Origin of the sequence: Nitratireductor sp. L15S-10 (assembly GCF_045011005.1) — a bacterium.
Classification (GTDB): Bacteria; Pseudomonadota; Alphaproteobacteria; order Rhizobiales; family Rhizobiaceae; genus Nitratireductor.
Window position 1 is genome coordinate 2149920 of the sequence record NZ_CP120674.1, and the last position, 16259, is coordinate 2166178.

Here is a 16259-nt window from a genome sequence, read left to right on the forward strand (position 1 = left end):
CCGGCTACCTGAAGCGCCGCCGGAAGGAACAGCAGGCTTACGGCGCCCGGAAAAGCGAAAAATGAAATCCGTCTCGGCCCTCCCTGCCAGGCAATCGATATCGGAACGGCGGGCTGAAGAGACGAACACCAATGCCAGGAAAATCCTGCAGCATGAAGACACGGAGCGTCGTGAGAAAACCGAGCGCCTGAAGCGGGCACGGATTGCCGCTGAGCTCGCGGCGATCAAGGACAGTGCACGCTAGGCAACAAAAAAGCGGGCCAGAGCCCGCTTCCCTTCGTTCCTGAGACTTACGCGGGTGCCGGTACCTTCATGGTCACCACACAGTCTTGCAGGTCAAATCCAGAGCCGTTCACCGGAGAACCTCACCGCACATCTTGCAGGACGTTCCGCACCAGACCAGCATCTGATTGGAACCGTATGGGCCTTTTCTTGCCGGATGGCAAGAAAAAAATCTTGTAGCTCGACTTTTGCGCGAAACAGGCGCATCGTAATTCATGAAAACAATTCACCTTATCCTATCAGAGACGGCGTGGTTCGTTGCCATCGGCATCATGATCTCGATTTGTGCATGGTTCGCATACATCGTTCTGATCAGCATTACTTGGTGAACTCAGGATCAGACGGCGGTGCCACGTGGCGCGCCGGCGCTTCAGTCTCTCGCGCAACAGGATATCCGAGATGCATGTTGATCCGGGCATTGAACAAAATTGTCTGCCACGGCTAACTCCGGCCGATTCCCAGGAGGTAGAGACCACTCAATACGGGCGGCGTATCGAGGTCGACGGCACCTGGACAGTCTATCACGTCTTCACCGGCGTCCCTGCCCTGCAGGCAGAAGTTCCTGCGATTGGCCTGTCGCGCATCGTCGCAACAGACCTCATGATCCGGAACAATCAACGACAGAAGAGACCAGTCGGTCTTACCGGGAAGTCGATGAGGACGTCGGTGTGGCGCAGTCCGCGTTCCCTTGGCGCCGCTGCGCTGAAAATGCTGAGCGGGAAAACAATCCGACATTGACCCACCACGTGGTTCAGAAGTCCTTCGCGGTGACCAGGTATGCCGCTTGGCGACCGCGTGCGTAAACCTTTCTGGCAGCATCGTAGACAGTCCCACGAGCGCCATCGAAGACCTGTAGAAGTTCACCCTCGTTTATCCCGTTCTCCGTCGAGACGAGTGCGTTGGCCTGAACAAAAAAAGATACTTCAAACAATCCATCATACCCGAGGAAGCGGACGCATCGTCTGTTTCTGTCATAGCTTCGGGCCTTGTTTGGAAAATCCAGCACCATCATTCCATCTTTCGTTGCGAGAGGTGTGAGCCATACCGATGCCAGCCATTGCCCGGATGAAACCGCGCGATCAGCAGCTTTTTAGAGATGGAAGCCAGCTCACGTTCTTATGGCGCTCCAGACCAGCGCGAAATTTTCTGGCTGTCGCCGCACCTTGGAAAAGCTTGCCGACGATGCCGGCATGGTCCGCTTCAACCCTGCGAACAAAAGCAGCGTCGGGCCTTTCGGGGGCAATCTTCCCGCCCTCGTTCTCCCAGGTATCAAGGTCGTCCGGCGGAGACCTTGTTTCGGGTCTGCGTGTCATGACAGTTTCCGATCTCTATCGAGCGCATCTTCGAGTTCTCTGGGGTCGATCTGCTTCATCTGGCTTTTGAGGGTTTCCGTGCCGACAGCCGGCAGGTGAATAAAGGTCGATACACCTCGCCAAGCTAGCCAGGACAACCCCTCTATAATCTCTTCGTCTCGTTCAACCTGATATTCGCCAGCCGGCAATTGCTGATCGAAGCCACCCAGAAGAAAACTCCCCTGAAACCGAACTGTGTACCTGATTGTGCGTGTAAGCATGGCTGCATTCCCTACGGGAGGAGCGCCTTCCTGCTCGACCGTTCTTTCGTGACGTAATTCAGGAGTTTTCTGATTTGGGCGAGATAGCCATTCGCCTGCAGAGCGTTTCCCGGGCCGCTGGCCGACTTTGTAACTGGAAGGCAGCGTAAAACAACCTGCGGCGTCAGCAGCGCCTGATGTTGATGGTCTACCTGCATTGAGTTCGAAATGAGGCGCCCTTTCGCCTGGTATGCAGCTCCAGTCGGGGAGCTTTCCAGTCGGGTTGACCAAAAAATGGGGCGGGAGCGCCTGAAGAATTGGCAGGCAACAAAAAAGCACCACCAGTGCTCTGAAGTAAAACGATGAAATGAGACATCACACAACAAGGCCTGCGTGGTTGACCGAGTGTCAATTCCGGGCTTCCAAACGCTCGACCATTTCACCGGTCGCGGTCTGGCGCTTTTGCGAGCAACCCCGGCTTGCGGCAGCTCGTTTCATTCAGGATGGCGCGAGTGATGCCGGGGCCTTGGTTGCAGGCCCTCCAGGGAGAAGAGCCAGCGATTTGCTTCCCATGCCGGGCATGCTTAAAAATGAGGTGCAGACTCACCGGCGCACGCGCGCCAACAGGCAGCTTTTTCATGGCAGACATGACTCCCGTTTTCGACGGTCACAATGACGCGCTTCTGAGACTTTATCAGAGCGGACGGCGGGATGCCGAACAACTTTTCCTGCAGGGAATGGATGGCGGGCACGTGGATCTTCCGCGAGCCCGAAAGGGAGGTCTGGCGGGCGGGCTCTTCGCGATTTTTCCACCGCCGCTTTCAAACATGAAAGTGAACGGAAAACGTCCGCAGGATGTAACCTTTCCTCAGCTTGGGCAGTCGGATGCGCTGACCTCTACGCTCGCCATGGCTGCATTGCTGCAGCGTCTTGAACGTGCATCTGAGGGCCGCCTGGCCATATGCCGCAATGCGAGTTCAATTCGTCAGGCGATGGCCTCGGACACTTTGGCCGCCGTATTCCATATCGAAGGCGCGGAAGCGGTGGGTGCCGATCTTGACCTGATAGACGTTCTCTATGCTGCCGGTTTGCGTTCGCTCGGACCGGTTTGGAGCCGTTCCAACATTTTCGGTCATGGCGTTCCGTTCCGCTTTCCCTCCTCTCCTGACATCGGCGAGGGTTTAAGCGAGGCCGGCAAGGCGCTTGTGCGCAAGTGCAATCGGCTTGGCATTCTGGTCGATCTCTCCCATCTCAACGAAAAGGGGTTTCGTGACGTTCAGGCGATCAGCGATGCGCCGCTTGTCGCAAGCCATTCGAACGCTCATGCCATCTGTCCCCAGTCCCGCAATCTGACGGATTGGCAGATGTGCGCGATCCGTGAGACAGGTGGTCTGGCAGGTCTCAATTTCTCTGTCAGCTTTCTGCGGTCCGACGGAGGCACCAACGCCAATACGGGCCTCGACATTCTCCTCAAGCACCTTGACGCGATGCTTGAGGCACTTGGTGAAGGGGGTGTGGCGCTCGGATCCGATTTCGATGGCGCCCTCGTGCCGCGGTCAATCGGAGACGTGACCGGCCTGCCGAAACTGATCGAGGCCATGCGCGCGCATGGCTATGGAGAGGAGTTGATCGAGAAAATCGCCTGGCGCAACTGGCTGCGCGTGCTCGAACGCACGATCGGATGAGGCGGGGCAATTCCAGGGGATGGAGGTCGATTTTTCATCCCGAATGCGCAACAAGAGTCAGTTGGAGCGTTTTCGCGTGTCAACGATAAACGGAATGCTCAGAATACGGGAACACAAGATGCAGCCCTCAAGGGATATCGCAAGACTCCTCGAAATCATGAAAGCACTTCGCACCCCACAGACCGGTTGTCCGTGGGACGTGGAGCAGGACTTCGCTTCCATCGCACCCTACACGATCGAGGAGGCCTACGAGGTCGCTGACGCGATCGAACGCAATGATCTAGACGACCTGCGCGAGGAACTGGGGGACCTTCTGTTGCAGGTCGTATTCCACGCACGCATGGCAGAGGAAGAAGGTCATTTCGATTTCGGGGATGTGGTCGAGGCGATCACCCGCAAGATGATCCGTCGTCACCCCCATGTGTTCGGTGATGCCGAGGCGCGGAGCCGCGGGATGGCGAAAGGCATGTGGAATGAGATCAAGGCACAGGAAAAGGCCGAGCGTGTTGCGCGGCGTTTGCAGAATGGCAACCCTGAGGAGTCTGCGGCCTATCTGGATGATGTCCCACGTGCCCTGCCCGCCCTTATGCGTGCTCACAAACTTCAACAACGCGCCGCCCGCGTCGGTTTTGATTGGGGCGAGAACGGTCCGGTCCTCGACAAGATCGAGGAGGAGATCGGTGAGCTGCGTGAAGCCCTGAAGGAGCAGGATGACGCTCACGCGGCAGAGGAGTATGGTGATCTTCTGTTTGCCGTGGTCAATCTGGGACGCCATCTGGGTTATGATGCGGAAGCCGCCCTCGCCCACACAAATGACAAGTTCCGCAAGCGCTTCGACTTTGTGGAACGTGAACTCAAGAATGCCGGGCGTTCACTGGAGGAGGCGGAGCTGCAGGAAATGGAAACGCTTTGGCAGCGCGCTAAGACTGCAGCCCGCTGAAGGGGCTGCCGTTAAAGCACCAGGGCTACCACGCGTTGACGTATCTAATGCCGGGAGGGCTTGTTTCCGGAAAGCTGCTCCTGCATGTCCTGCTTTGCCGCTTCCGTCATCCGTACTTTCAGTGAGATGCTTCCATCGTCATTGTTCGTGCGCTCGACGACGTCACCATTGCGATAGACCCAGTCCAGGAGTGACATCCGTTCCGGTGCAAGATCGATCGAGGTCAAGACAATCTGTCCGGAAATATGCTCCTCGATCAACGCCAGGAGATCGGGAATGCCCTCTCCCGTGATCGCGGAGATTGCCAGCGGGGCGTCGTCGGCGCGCATACCCTCCAACAGGGCCCGGCGTCGTTCCGGATCAAGCCTGTCAATCTTGTTCCAGACCTCCAGAACGCGTGTCCGGTCCGCGGCGTCCACACCCAGGTCGCCGAGAATGGCCTCGACATCCATAGCCTGAGCTGCCGTATCGGGATCAGCGATATCCCGGAGATGTACGATCAGATCCGCTTCGATCACTTCTTCCAACGTTGCGCGGAACGCAGCGACAAGATGGGTCGGCAGATCGGAGATGAAGCCGACCGTGTCCGAAAGAATAACCGTCGTGCCGTGAGGAAGCTGTACCCGGCGAAGGGTAGGATCCAGCGTGGCAAAGAGCATGTCTTCTGCCATCACGCTGGCCCCGGTGAGCCGGTTGAACAGCGTCGACTTGCCAGCATTGGTGTAGCCGACGATGGCAACGATCGGGAACGGTACCTTCCTTCGTTTTGCACGATGCAGATCGCGCGTGCGCCGGACCTGTTCCAGATCCTTCTTCAGGCGCATGATGCGCTCCTGAAGCTGGCGTCTGTCCGCTTCGATCTGTGTCTCACCCGGACCACCCATGAAGCCGCCGCCGCCGCGCTGCCGCTCCAGGTGGGTCCAGCTGCGGACCAGGCGGCCGCGTTGATATTCCAGATGGGCCAGATCGACCTGAAGCCGTCCTTCCTTGGTACGCGCGCGGCGCCCGAAAATCTCCAGGATCAGCCCCGTTCTGTCCAAAACCTTGGCCTTGAGCGCCTTTTCGAGGTTGCGCTGCTGGACCGGTGTGAGTGGATGATCGATGATCACCACTTCCACCGCCTGCTCTTCCACCCGCGCAGCGATCTCTTCCAGTTTGCCCGTGCCGAGCAATGTCGCAGGCCGAGGTGTGTGCACACTCACGATCTCGGCAAAAACCACATCGAGGTCGATCGCTTCCGTAAGACCGATCGCCTCTTCATGGCGTGCTTCAGACGCGCGCGAAGAAGCCGCACCACTCTCGGTGGCACGGCGCTCCGACGGGAGGACAGGCGTGATGACGGCGGCTCGCGTGGAGTCGGGACCAAAAGTCGACCGATCGCCGTCGCGCGCTGCTTCGTCTGGCTTGCGTTTTTCGGTCAATCAGGAGTCCCGATTGCTTTCCTCGGCGTCGTAAAGCTGAACGGGCTGGCTCGGCATGATCGTCGAGATCGCATGCTTGTAGACAAGCTGCGAATGTCCGTCGCGGCGCAGGAGCACGCAGAAATTATCAAATGAAGTAACAATGCCTGTCAGTTTGACACCGTTGATGAGGAAGATCGTCAGAGGGTTCTTGCTCTTGCGAACGGTATTCAGGAACAGGTCCTGCAGGTTTTGAGTTCGTTCCGCCATTTTTGGTCTTTCACCCATTCGCTGCCTCAGGGCAGCCAGTAGCGCAAATATGACACGCTCCTGTCAAGAAAGTCTGTGACAGGGACTGCATGATCAATTGATGCCTATGTTCATCGGTTGCACCGAGCCGCATCATCATGCGCGTTGGTTAACAGCTAGGACTTTTTTCCGCAATCGCAAAAAACGCGTCCCGCAGGGAGCGGGCGACACTGCCGGGATGTCCGTTGGCCACCGGTTTCCCATCGATGTTGACCACCGGCATCACGACGCTCGTGGCACTCGTCACAAACGCTTCGCGGGCGTTCTGCGCTTCTTCGACTGAAAAAGCACGCTCCTCGACCCTGAGCCCGAGATCGTCGGCGACCTTCATCACGGTGGCCCTGGTTATTCCGCGCAAAATGCCGAAATCGGCCGGACGGGTCACCAGATGTCCGTCCCTGGTAACGATCCATGCATTGGTCGATGCGCCTTCCTTGACCGTTCCGTCCGGATCCACAAACCACGCTTCCTGCGCACCGGCATCGACCGCGGCCTGGCGTGCCAGAACGTTTGGCAAAAGACCGATGGTCTTGATATCCACGCGCTCCCAGCGGTTTTCCGGCACGGTGATGACCGTCATGCCCTTTTCGGCCTTCTTTGCCGCGGCGTTCGGATCCATGCGCTTTGCCGTCACCACCAGGGCGGAGCGAACCGGCGTGGTGGGGAAAGCGTGGTCACGCGGGGCCACGCCGCGCGTCACCTGCAGATAGACCATGCCATTGCGCACATGGTTGCGGCGGATAACTTCGCGCATGATGAATTCCAGCGCCTTGCGCTCGACTGGCCAGTCCATGCGAAGCTCACGCAGCGAACGGTCGAGCCGGTCAAGATGCCCCTTCATGTCGATGATGAAACCACGGGAAATCTCGCACACCTCGTAGACGCCGTCAGCGAGCTGATAACCACGATCTTCCACGTGAACCATCGCGTCACCGTGATTCGCATAACGCCCGTTCACATAAGCAATGCGTGGCATGTCACACTCTCCGTCTCATGAAATCTGCCGGCTGGAATCGTCGCCGCAAAAAAGAATGGTTTGTTTTGCCGCTCTGCGGGAGCTTTTTCAAGCAGCTCAGAAGAACTCCAGGCTGACACGGAACATCTGTTCAACCTGACGGACCGCACTTTCGAGTGCAAAGATCACCACCCGGTCCTTCGGCTTGATCTTCAGAGACCCGCTCGGCTTGATCACCGCACCGTCGCGATAGACCGCGCCGATGCGCATTCCATCGGGGAACTCCACCTCGCTGAGCGGCGGGCCGACAAGCGGCGATGTTTCCAGGGCCTCGGCCTCGATGACCTCGGCTGCGCCACGCTGAATGTTGTGGACGGCGCGAATGCGGCCGCGTCTGACATGCTGAAGAACCTTGGATATTGTCACGGAGCGCGGGTTCACATGCGCGTCAATCCCCAGCGTTTTGGCAAAATCGTGATAGGTCGGATTGTTGATCAGAACCAGATTGGAGCGGCACCCGAGACGCTTGGCAATCACGCTCGACAGGATGTTGACCTGATCGTCATTGGTCAGCGCCACCATCAGGTCAGCATGCTGAATATCGGCTTCCAGAAGAAGTTTCTGGTCGAGCGCGCTTCCATGCAGAACAACGGTGCGACGCAGCTTGTCGGCCAGCGCAACCGCGCGTTCGCGCGTGTTCTCGATCACCTTGACCTTGGTGCGGCTCTGTTTCTTTTCCATGGCGCGCGAGACATAGAGGCCGATGTTGCCGCCACCGGCGATGACGATGCGCGTCGCCTCGCGCTCCTCATGCCCAAAGAGACCAAGCGTGCGTCGCACCTGATCCTTGGTTGTCACCACATAGGCCAGATCACCGGCAATGAGCTGATCGCCCGAATGCGGGATGAACAGCTTGCCCTCGCGTGAGACGCCCACCACGGTCGATGGCAAGTCGGGGAAGAGTTCCGTCAGCTGTGCCAGCGGCGTGTTGATGACCGGACATTCCTCGAGGCATTCGATCGCTACCATCGATACCTTGTCGTCGGCGAAGCTCACCACATCTGTCGCACCGGGCAGTGCGATGCGGCGCATCACCATTTCGCCAACTTCCACTTCCGGCGAGATGATCACGTCGATGGGCAGATGATCGCGCGAGAACAGGTCCATATAGTGCGATTGCAGATATGACTGCGAGCGAATGCGCGCGATTTTGGTCGGCACATTGAAAAGCGAATGCGCGACCTGGCAGGCGACCATGTTCACCTCGTCGAACAGGGTCACGGCGATGATCATGTCGGCTTCGCTTGCGCCGGCAGAGGCGAGCACGTCGGGATGTGCGCCATGGCCGACAAAGCCACGCACGTCGAGCGTATCGCGAACGGCGCGAATCAACTCCGGCGATGTATCGATCACGGACACGTCGTTCTGCTCTGCCGCCAACCGTTCCGCGATACCGAAACCGACCTGCCCCGCGCCGCAAATAATGACTTTCATCGCCTGTTCCCTGCCTCAACAATGACCGAATGACGGGTCTGCAAGGCTCCTGCTAAAACCTGAGAGGCCCCGCCGGAATTGTGGGGTGTCCGGCGGCGGTTCTGATCTTCGCCCTTTTCCCCCGGGCTCGTTCCGGACGGAGGCAAAGGGCGCGAACAAACCACTAGCGCTTTTCCAGTGACATGAAAACACCTGGATAAGGCAGGGTCTAAACGCCCAGAGATTTCAGTTTGCGATGAAGCGCAGAGCGTTCCATGCCGACGAATTCTGCCGTGCGCGAAATGTTTCCGCCAAAGCGGTTGATCTGGGCAAGCAGATACTCCTTCTCGAAGAGTTCGCGCGCCTCGCGCAATGGCAGGGCCATGATGTGCTGGTCCGACTGCGTCGGCAGACGCGGCATGACATCGCCGATTTCTGCTGGCAACAGGTCTGCGGTGATCGGTGTGTCCGGCCCGTCACCCCGCGTCAGGATCATCAGCCGCTCGATATTGTTGCGTAGCTGGCGGACATTGCCCGGCCAGTTGTGCGCCTGGAGAACGGCCATCGCATCATTGCCCAGCGGACGCGGCTTGATACCCGCCTGCTCACCGATCTGCTGCATGAAATGATCGACAAGCAGGGGGATGTCCTCGCGTCGATCCGCCAGGGGCGGCACAACCACCGGCACCACGGCGAGACGGTGGAACAGATCTTCGCGGAAGCGGCCCTCGGCGATCAGGGATTCAATATTCTGCGCCGTGGATGAGATGATGCGTACGTCCACCCTCACCCGTCGTGTGCCACCAACGCGCTCGAACTGCTGGTCCACGAGAACACGCAGGATCTTGCTCTGCGTGCCGAGCGGCATGTCAGCCACTTCATCGAGATAGAGGACGCCGCCGTGAGCTTCCTCAAGGGCTCCCACCTTTCTCTCGCCACCGTCGGATTCGGTGCCGAACAACTCTATCTCCATACGCTCAGGCGTAATGGCTGCGGCGTTCAGCGTCACGAATGGTCCATTGCTGCGTGGTGAGGCGGCATGGATTGCCCTGGCGACCAGTTCCTTGCCTGAGCCGGACGGTCCTGTCAGCATGATCCGGCTGTTGGAGGGGGCGACACGCTCGATCGTCTGGCGCAAATGGTTTAGTGCCGCGGACTCGCCAACGAGATCGTATGAGGCGCCGCTCCGCTTCTTCAGATCGCTCATCTCGCGCTTGAGCTTGGAAATCTCCAGTGCCCGCTCGCAGATCAGGATCATCCGGTCGGTCTTGAACGGTTTCTCGATGAAATCATAGGCACCGCGCTTGATCGCCGAAACCGCGGTTTCGATTGTGCCGTGACCGGAAATCATGACAACAGGAACGTGGGGGTGCAGTTCCTTGATCTTGTCGAGCAGCGCCAGTCCGTCCAGCTTGGATCCCTGTAGCCAGATATCGAGCAGGATGAGGCGTGGAACCCGTTCCGAGATCGAGGCAAGCGCACTGTCGCTGTCGTGAGCGGTTCGCGTCTCATGGCCTTCGTCGCTCAGAATGCCGGCAACGAGTTCACGGATGTCTTCCTCGTCGTCTACGATCAGAATGTCGGAAGCCATTTTCTACCTTCTTGTCGTCTCAGCGGTGCCACCGGCGTCTCCGGCGGCGGGAAGTATGATGCGGATCATCGCGCCGATGCCGTCATGGAAATCAGCCGGTGCGTCGTGCAGTTCCAGCCGCCCCCCGTGATCCTCGATGATCTTTTTCACAATGGCCAGGCCAAGGCCCGTCCCCTTGTCGCGCGTGGTCATATAGGGTTCGAGCAGACGCTGGCGGTTTTCCCGCGGCAATCCCTTGCCATTGTCGATCACTTCAACCTGGATAAAGCGGCCGTTCATGCCCGCATTGATACGGATCGCACCCGGCTGACCATTGTTTCGTTCGGCGGCGTCGATCGCCTCTGCGGCGTTCTTGATCACGTTACCGAAGGCCTGGCCCATCAAACGAGCGTCGAAACGCCCCATTAGCGGGGTCTCCGAGATATGTCGTTCAAAGCTGATCTCGTTGCGGGCGACCTCCACCAGAAATGAAGCCTCGCGCAGCGGTTCCCTCAGATCGAGGTGCTGGATGTCCGGCTTTGGCATCCGCGCAAAAGCCGAGAACTCATCGACCATTCGTCCGATATCACCGACTTGCCGGATGATCGTATCGGTACACTGATCGAAGATCTCCCTGTCCTGTTCGATTACCTTCCCGAACCTGCGGCGGATGCGCTCGGCAGACAACTGGATCGGAGTCAGCGGGTTTTTGATCTCATGAGCAATGCGCCGTGCGACATCCGCCCAGGCCATTGATCGTTGTGCCTGCATCAAATCGGTGATGTCGTCGACCGTTACCACGTAGGAATGCTCATCGTCCTCGTTGACACCCTCTTCCGTTGTGATCTGGATGTTGAAGGTACGTTCCGATCCCCCCCGAAAGAAAGTAGCCTGTTCGCGGTAGACGGGTCGGCCCGTCTTGCGCCCGGTCTCGAACACGCGCCCGAGATGCGGCAGAACAGCCGAGAGATTCCTGTTCACCGCTTCGTGCGCGGAAATGTCGAGCATAGCCTCGGCGGAGCGGTTGACCATGGCAACCGAACCGTCCGCCTCCACACCGATAACGCCCGCACTGACGCCGGACAGCACCGCCTCGGTGAAGCGGCGCCGCTCGTCAATCACGTCCTTGGCGGCGATGAGCTGATCGCGCTGCGATTTGAGCTGTTGCGTCATCTTGTTGAACGTGTCGCCGAGGAGACCGACATCGCCGTCGGAGGATCGTACGGGAACGGTGACGTCGAGATCACCGGTGGACACCGCTCCTGCCGCGCCAATCAACTGGCGTATCGGACGCACCAGGCGGTCCGCAACAGCGATGCCTGTCCAGATCGCTGCAAGGACGATCGCCAGTGTCACGACGAGATATAACAGCGCAAAAGCGATTTGTGTGTTGCCGCGATTTCCTTCGAGAGAACGATACTCATCCGTGTTGGTGCGTACGATCTGTCGTGCTTTCAAGACCTCGGGATCCAGCAGCGCGCCGGTATAAAGATAGGCGTCGGGGATATCCTGAAGTTTGTAGACAGCAGTCACCAGATTGGTGCCGCCAATTTCATTGAAGGCGATCTGGGAGCTGTTGGCGATTTCCATCGCCTTGCTTCCGGGACGCGGCAGCGGAATATCTTCCACCATCTGCGCGCTCATGATCACAGAACCGTCTTCGCGGACCAGTTCGGCATCCGCCAGCCCGCGGAGCATGGCTTGGCGCGTCATGAAATCGCGGAAGCCATATCGGTCGAGATTGTACAGCGTGCGCGCCTGATCAAGCCGAACACCCATGCTCTCCGTCGTGCCCTGCAGGCTTCGCGCATTCTGCTGCACATAGGCATCGGCGATCGAGAGCGAGGAATAGACGATTACCTTCGTGCGGAGTTCGAACCATCGGTCAAGGCCGAGTTCAAGCGTGACCGAGGCGATTACCGCCACAAGGATCGCGGGTATCGCCGCCACCAGAGAGAACATCGCGATGATGCGCACGTGCAGGCGAGACGCCGCCCTCTGGCCTTTCCGCGATTTGTAGATGCGCAGGCCCTCGAGGACGATCAGCCCGAACAAAAGCATGATGAAGGCGAAATTCACCGTGATCAGGAGAAGCGTTGTCTGCTCATCCGGTGTAAAAGGCGTCAGCCCCAGAAGCACCGTGAAAGAGACTGCGGCCGTCAGAAGTGCACCGAGTGCTGCCGCGACGCCGACATAAAACGTGGCCGAACGCCCACGCCGCACAGGCGAAGCCGCAACAAAAGGCTGCGTCGGCGAACTTTCAGACAAGCTTACCATAACTCCCGCTTCTGCTCTCCAGCACCGCCCGAATGTTGCACATATGCAACGACTGTCACCCGCTGGCAACAGTTGCATTTCCCAACATTGCGGCATTGCTGGGGCAAAATGGGGATCTGCGGGATCGGAGATCAGTCAGCCGGCGAGTTTTCCCGCGTTGTCAGCCAGCGCCACGATAGATGTTGATTCCATAGTCGCGAATCTTCTTACGAAGGGTGTTGCGGTTGAGCCCGAGGAGATCTGCGGCCTTCAGCTGGTTTCCACCGGTAGCCGTAAGTGCAGCGATCAGGAGCGGCTGTTCGACGTCGGAAAGGACCCGCTGATACAGCCCGGCCGGTGGAAGCTGGTCGCCGAACTGCCCGAAATAGCGTTGAAGATGCTGCTCGACGGCCTGCGTCAGTGTTGTTTCTTCGAGAAGCGCTTCCTGCTGGCTTACCCGCAAAGCACCAGCGGCGCGCAACTCCTGTTCAATGATCTCGGCAGAGATTTCATCCTGCGGATAAAGAGCCGCGAGGCGTCGCACCAGGTTTTCCAGTTCACGCACATTGCCCGGCCAGCGATAATTTTTAAGCCGGTCGAGCCCGTCCGATCCAATGCGCTTGGCCTGCAATCCCTCCTGCTCGGCCCGCGCAAAAAAGTGCCGCACGAGATCGGGTATATCCTCGGCCCGCTCACGCAACGGAGGCAGACGCAGCGGCACCACATTGAGCCGATAAAACAGATCCTCGCGGAAAAGCCCCTGATCGATCAGCATTCTGGGGTCCTTGTTGGTGGCAGCCACGATGCGCACATCGGTCCGGATCGGGGTGCGCCCGCCGACGGTCGTATACTCCCCCTGCTGCAGCACGCGAAGGAGGCGTGTTTGTGCCTCCATTGGCATGTCGCCGATCTCGTCTAGAAAGAGCGTTCCGCCTTCCGCCTGTTCGAAGCGACCGAAGGAGCGCGCCTGCGCACCGGTAAATGCTCCTTTTTCATGTCCGAAGAGTTCGGATTCGATGAGGTCGCGCGGGATGGCGGCCATGTTGATCGCCACGAAGGGCCCCTTTCGTCTGCGGCCATACTCATGAAGCGCTCGCGCCACCAGTTCCTTGCCCGTTCCGGACTCTCCACTGATCATGACAGTGAGGTCGGTCTGCATCATGCGCGCCAGCAGGCGATAGATTTCCTGCATGGCAGCCGAACGACCGATGAGAGGCAGGGCGTCGGGCGCTTCAGCGCTCGCGCTCTCCTTCTGATTCGATTTCGGTTCCGAGAGCGCGCGTCCGACGATGTTGACGAGTTCTGTCAGATCGAAAGGCTTAGGCAGATACTCATAGGCCCCCACTTCCGAGGCCCGGATCGCGGTCATGAACGTATTTTGCGCGCTCATGGCAACGACCGGGAGGTCGGGACGGGCCTTGCGGATTCGCGGCAGCAGGTCGAAGGCATTGCCGTCGGGCATCACCACATCGGTGATCACCAGATCCCCCTCGCCCGCAGAAACCCAGCGCCAGAGCGTCTCCACGTTCGAGGTCACCCGCACGTCGTGACCCGCGCGTGAAAGTGCCTGATTGAGCACAGTGCGGATGGCTGCGTCGTCGTCGGCGACGAGAATGCTGGTCATGCGGGCGTATCCTTTTCATTGACAAGGACATCCTTGCGGCGCGCTTCGCGCCAGGCAGGCATCAGGATGCGGAAAACCGTGCCGCGCTGGCCGGACGATTCGCACTCGATGACGCCGCCATGCGCGCCGACGATCTTGGCGACCAGCGCGAGCCCCAGACCGGAGCCATTCTGTTTGGAAGTCACAAAAGGATCGAAGATGATTTGGCGCAGGTCCTCGGGAATCCCCGGCCCATTGTCATGAACGCAGAATTCCAGCGGCAAGGCCACGCGATCCGGTGAGCCCGGAACTGACAGCCGAATACCCGGCCGGAACGCGGTCGTCAGCCTTATCTCGCCATCGTCCCTGTCGCCGATCGCTTCAGCGGCGTTCTTCACCAGGTTCAGGAACACCTGGATCAACTGATCACGGTTTGCCCATACGGGCGGCAGGGAGGGATCGTAGTCCTCGACAATGCTCACCTTGCGGGCGAAGCCGCTTTTGGCGACCGCCTTGACGTGATCAAGCACCAGGTGAATGTTGATCGGGTCGCGCTCCACCGGGCGTTCGTCTGAGAACACTTCCATGCGATCCACCAGCGCGACGATCCGGTCCGTCTCCTCGGTGATGAGGCGTGTCAGCGCCCGGTCTTCGTCGGAAACCGCGTGTTCGAGCAATTGTGCGGCACCGCGAATGCCCGAAAGCGGGTTCTTGATCTCATGGGCGAGCATGGCTGCCAATCCCGTTACCGACCGGGCTGCCCCACGATGCACCATCTGCCGGTCGATCTTGTCGGCCATGGAGCGTTCCTGCAGAAGAAGCGCGACCGCGCCCGGCACTTCCGAAACAGGTGCTGCATGGATATCCACCATGCGCTCCGCCCCCAGCCGCGGCGAGGAAATGTCGACGCGATATTCATTGATGGCCACACGCTGCTCGCGCACCTGTTCCACAAGCGCAATCAAGGGGCTCCCGAAGGGAACGAAATCTTCCAGCCGGCTGCGGGCAAGGATGGAGGCGCCCGAGCGAAAGAAGTCCTCCGCTTCCGCATTGACCTCGACCATGAAACCATCGCGGTCGATCATCACCATCGGATGCCTCAGCGTGTTCAGGAGAAGACTGGCGGGGCCGATCTCCATGCGTGTGGGCTCCTCCTGTCTGTTCATGCGGCCAGACGCTCCTCGTGTCTGCGAAAAAGCCCGCGCAGAAGGCGCGAGACCTCGCGATGATCGGTCCCCGTCATGATCGCCTTGCGGCTTTCTGCATCGATCTCGCCAAGATGCCGGTCCATGTACCAGCCAAGATGTTTGCGCGCGTGCCGTGTGCCATGCTCGATGCCGTAAAGGGCGAGCATCGCCTCGTAATGATCGATCACATAGTCGGGGAGGTTTTCAGGCCGGCGTTCGGCATTGGCAGCAACCGCTCCGGCCGTCCACGGCGCGCCGTAATGCGCACGGCCGACCATCACCGCATCCGCACCGGATGCGGCCAGGATGCCCGCAGCATCCTCTGGCGTGGTCACGTCGCCATTGGCCACGACCGGGATGCCGACGGCGTCCTTCACCGCCGAAATGGCCCGCCAGTCCGCCTTGCCCTTGTAGAACTGGCAGCGTGTGCGTCCGTGTACCGTGACCATTGCAACGCCTGCGTCCTCGGCACGGCTGGCGATGTCCGGAGCGTTCAGCGCATTCTCGTCCCATCCAAGCCGCATCTTCACCGTAACGGGCACCCGCACCGCCGCGACAACCGCCTCGATCAGGCTCAGCGCATGGCCGGGTTCACGCATCAGCGCAGAGCCGGAGTAACCGCCCGTCACCTTCTTGGCGGGGCAACCCATATTGATGTCGATGATATCGGCGCCTTCAGCTTCCGCGATCCGCGCGCCTTCGGCCATCCATCGCGCCTCCCTGCCCGCAAGCTGCACCATGTGCACGTCCACCTCCGGACGGCGCAGACGGCGGGCCGATTCGGCTTTTCCGCGCGCGAGCTCGCCGCTCGCCACCATTTCGGACACCACAAGGCCGGCTCCATGCGCATGGGCCCGCGCACGAAAGGCAAGATCGGTCACGCCCGACATCGGCGCCAGAAACACCCGGTTGCGGATCGTCACGGATCCGATCGTGAGCGGTGTCGAAAGAAATTCAGTGGATGAGATGCACAAAATTAAAGCACCTTTTGTTTGTGCTCATTATTTAGCCACTTCAAGCCCGGCCTGCAACACACAATTCGCGCGG

14 protein-coding genes are annotated in these 16259 nt (G+C 59.4%); 3 read left to right on the top strand and 11 right to left on the bottom strand.

Annotation, left to right across the window (positions count from 1 at the left end; all coding sequences use genetic code 11):
* Positions 1–61: 61 nt before the first annotated feature.
* The gene (locus P2W41_RS10310) at positions 62–244 is read left to right on the top strand and encodes a hypothetical protein (protein WP_292895609.1); all 183 of its coding nucleotides are present in this window, start codon (positions 62–64) and stop codon (positions 242–244) included.
* 789 nt (positions 245–1033) lie between these two features.
* Here P2W41_RS10310 and P2W41_RS10315 read toward each other — a convergent pair.
* On the bottom strand, positions 1034–1294 hold the full coding sequence (locus tag P2W41_RS10315; protein WP_404933077.1) for a DUF1488 domain-containing protein: 261 nt from the start codon (positions 1292–1294) through the stop codon (positions 1034–1036).
* 297 nt (positions 1295–1591) lie between these two features.
* Positions 1592–1855 carry a hypothetical protein gene (locus P2W41_RS10320; RefSeq protein ID WP_292895605.1) on the bottom strand — a complete coding sequence of 88 codons (264 nt, stop codon included), beginning with the start codon at positions 1853–1855 and terminating at the stop codon, positions 1592–1594.
* A gap of 617 nt (positions 1856–2472) precedes the next feature.
* On the opposite strand from P2W41_RS10320, the gene P2W41_RS10325 reads away from it, so the two are divergent.
* The gene (locus P2W41_RS10325) at positions 2473–3519 is read left to right on the top strand and encodes a dipeptidase (RefSeq protein WP_404933078.1); all 1047 of its coding nucleotides are present in this window, start codon (positions 2473–2475) and stop codon (positions 3517–3519) included.
* Positions 3520–3637: 118 nt separating this feature from the next.
* On the top strand, positions 3638–4459 hold the full coding sequence (gene mazG, locus P2W41_RS10330) for a nucleoside triphosphate pyrophosphohydrolase (protein ID WP_404933079.1): 822 nt from the start codon (positions 3638–3640) through the stop codon (positions 4457–4459).
* A 44-nt stretch (positions 4460–4503) separates the two neighbouring features.
* Here mazG and hflX read toward each other — a convergent pair whose 3' ends face one another.
* The 9 genes from hflX to dusB form a co-directional block, all read right to left on the bottom strand.
* Positions 4504–5880 carry a GTPase HflX gene (hflX, locus tag P2W41_RS10335; RefSeq protein WP_292895599.1) on the bottom strand — a complete coding sequence of 459 codons (1377 nt, stop codon included), beginning with the start codon at positions 5878–5880 and terminating at the stop codon, positions 4504–4506.
* Positions 5881–6129 (bottom strand): RNA chaperone Hfq, encoded by a 249-nt coding sequence (hfq, locus tag P2W41_RS10340; protein ID WP_007007454.1) that lies wholly within the window; start codon positions 6127–6129, stop codon positions 5881–5883.
* 148 nt (positions 6130–6277) lie between these two features.
* Entirely contained in the window at positions 6278–7144 is an 867-nt protein-coding gene (locus P2W41_RS10345) for a D-amino-acid transaminase (RefSeq protein WP_292895593.1), read from the bottom strand.
* Between the two features lie 96 nt (positions 7145–7240).
* A complete protein-coding gene (trkA, locus tag P2W41_RS10350) occupies positions 7241–8617 on the bottom strand; it encodes a Trk system potassium transporter TrkA (protein ID WP_223020646.1) in 1377 nt (458 codons plus the stop codon).
* A gap of 208 nt (positions 8618–8825) precedes the next feature.
* Positions 8826–10187, bottom strand: a complete 1362-nt coding sequence (locus P2W41_RS10355) for a sigma-54 dependent transcriptional regulator (protein ID WP_292895589.1) — start codon at positions 10185–10187, stop codon at positions 8826–8828.
* A gap of 3 nt (positions 10188–10190) precedes the next feature.
* A complete protein-coding gene (locus P2W41_RS10360) occupies positions 10191–12443 on the bottom strand; it encodes an ATP-binding protein (RefSeq protein ID WP_404933080.1) in 2253 nt (750 codons plus the stop codon).
* A gap of 160 nt (positions 12444–12603) precedes the next feature.
* A complete protein-coding gene (gene ntrC, locus P2W41_RS10365) occupies positions 12604–14046 on the bottom strand; it encodes a nitrogen regulation protein NR(I) (protein ID WP_292895585.1) in 1443 nt (480 codons plus the stop codon).
* Positions 14043–15191: a nitrogen regulation protein NR(II) gene (locus P2W41_RS10370; RefSeq protein ID WP_292895583.1), complete on the bottom strand. Its 1149-nt coding sequence runs from the start codon at positions 15189–15191 to the stop codon at positions 14043–14045. The genes ntrC and P2W41_RS10370 overlap by 4 nt, the downstream gene beginning before the upstream one ends.
* A complete protein-coding gene (gene dusB / locus P2W41_RS10375; RefSeq protein ID WP_404934962.1) occupies positions 15188–16102 on the bottom strand; it encodes a tRNA dihydrouridine synthase DusB in 915 nt (304 codons plus the stop codon). Before dusB ends, P2W41_RS10370 begins: the two co-directional genes overlap by 4 nt.
* Between the last annotated feature and the right edge of the window lie 157 nt (positions 16103–16259).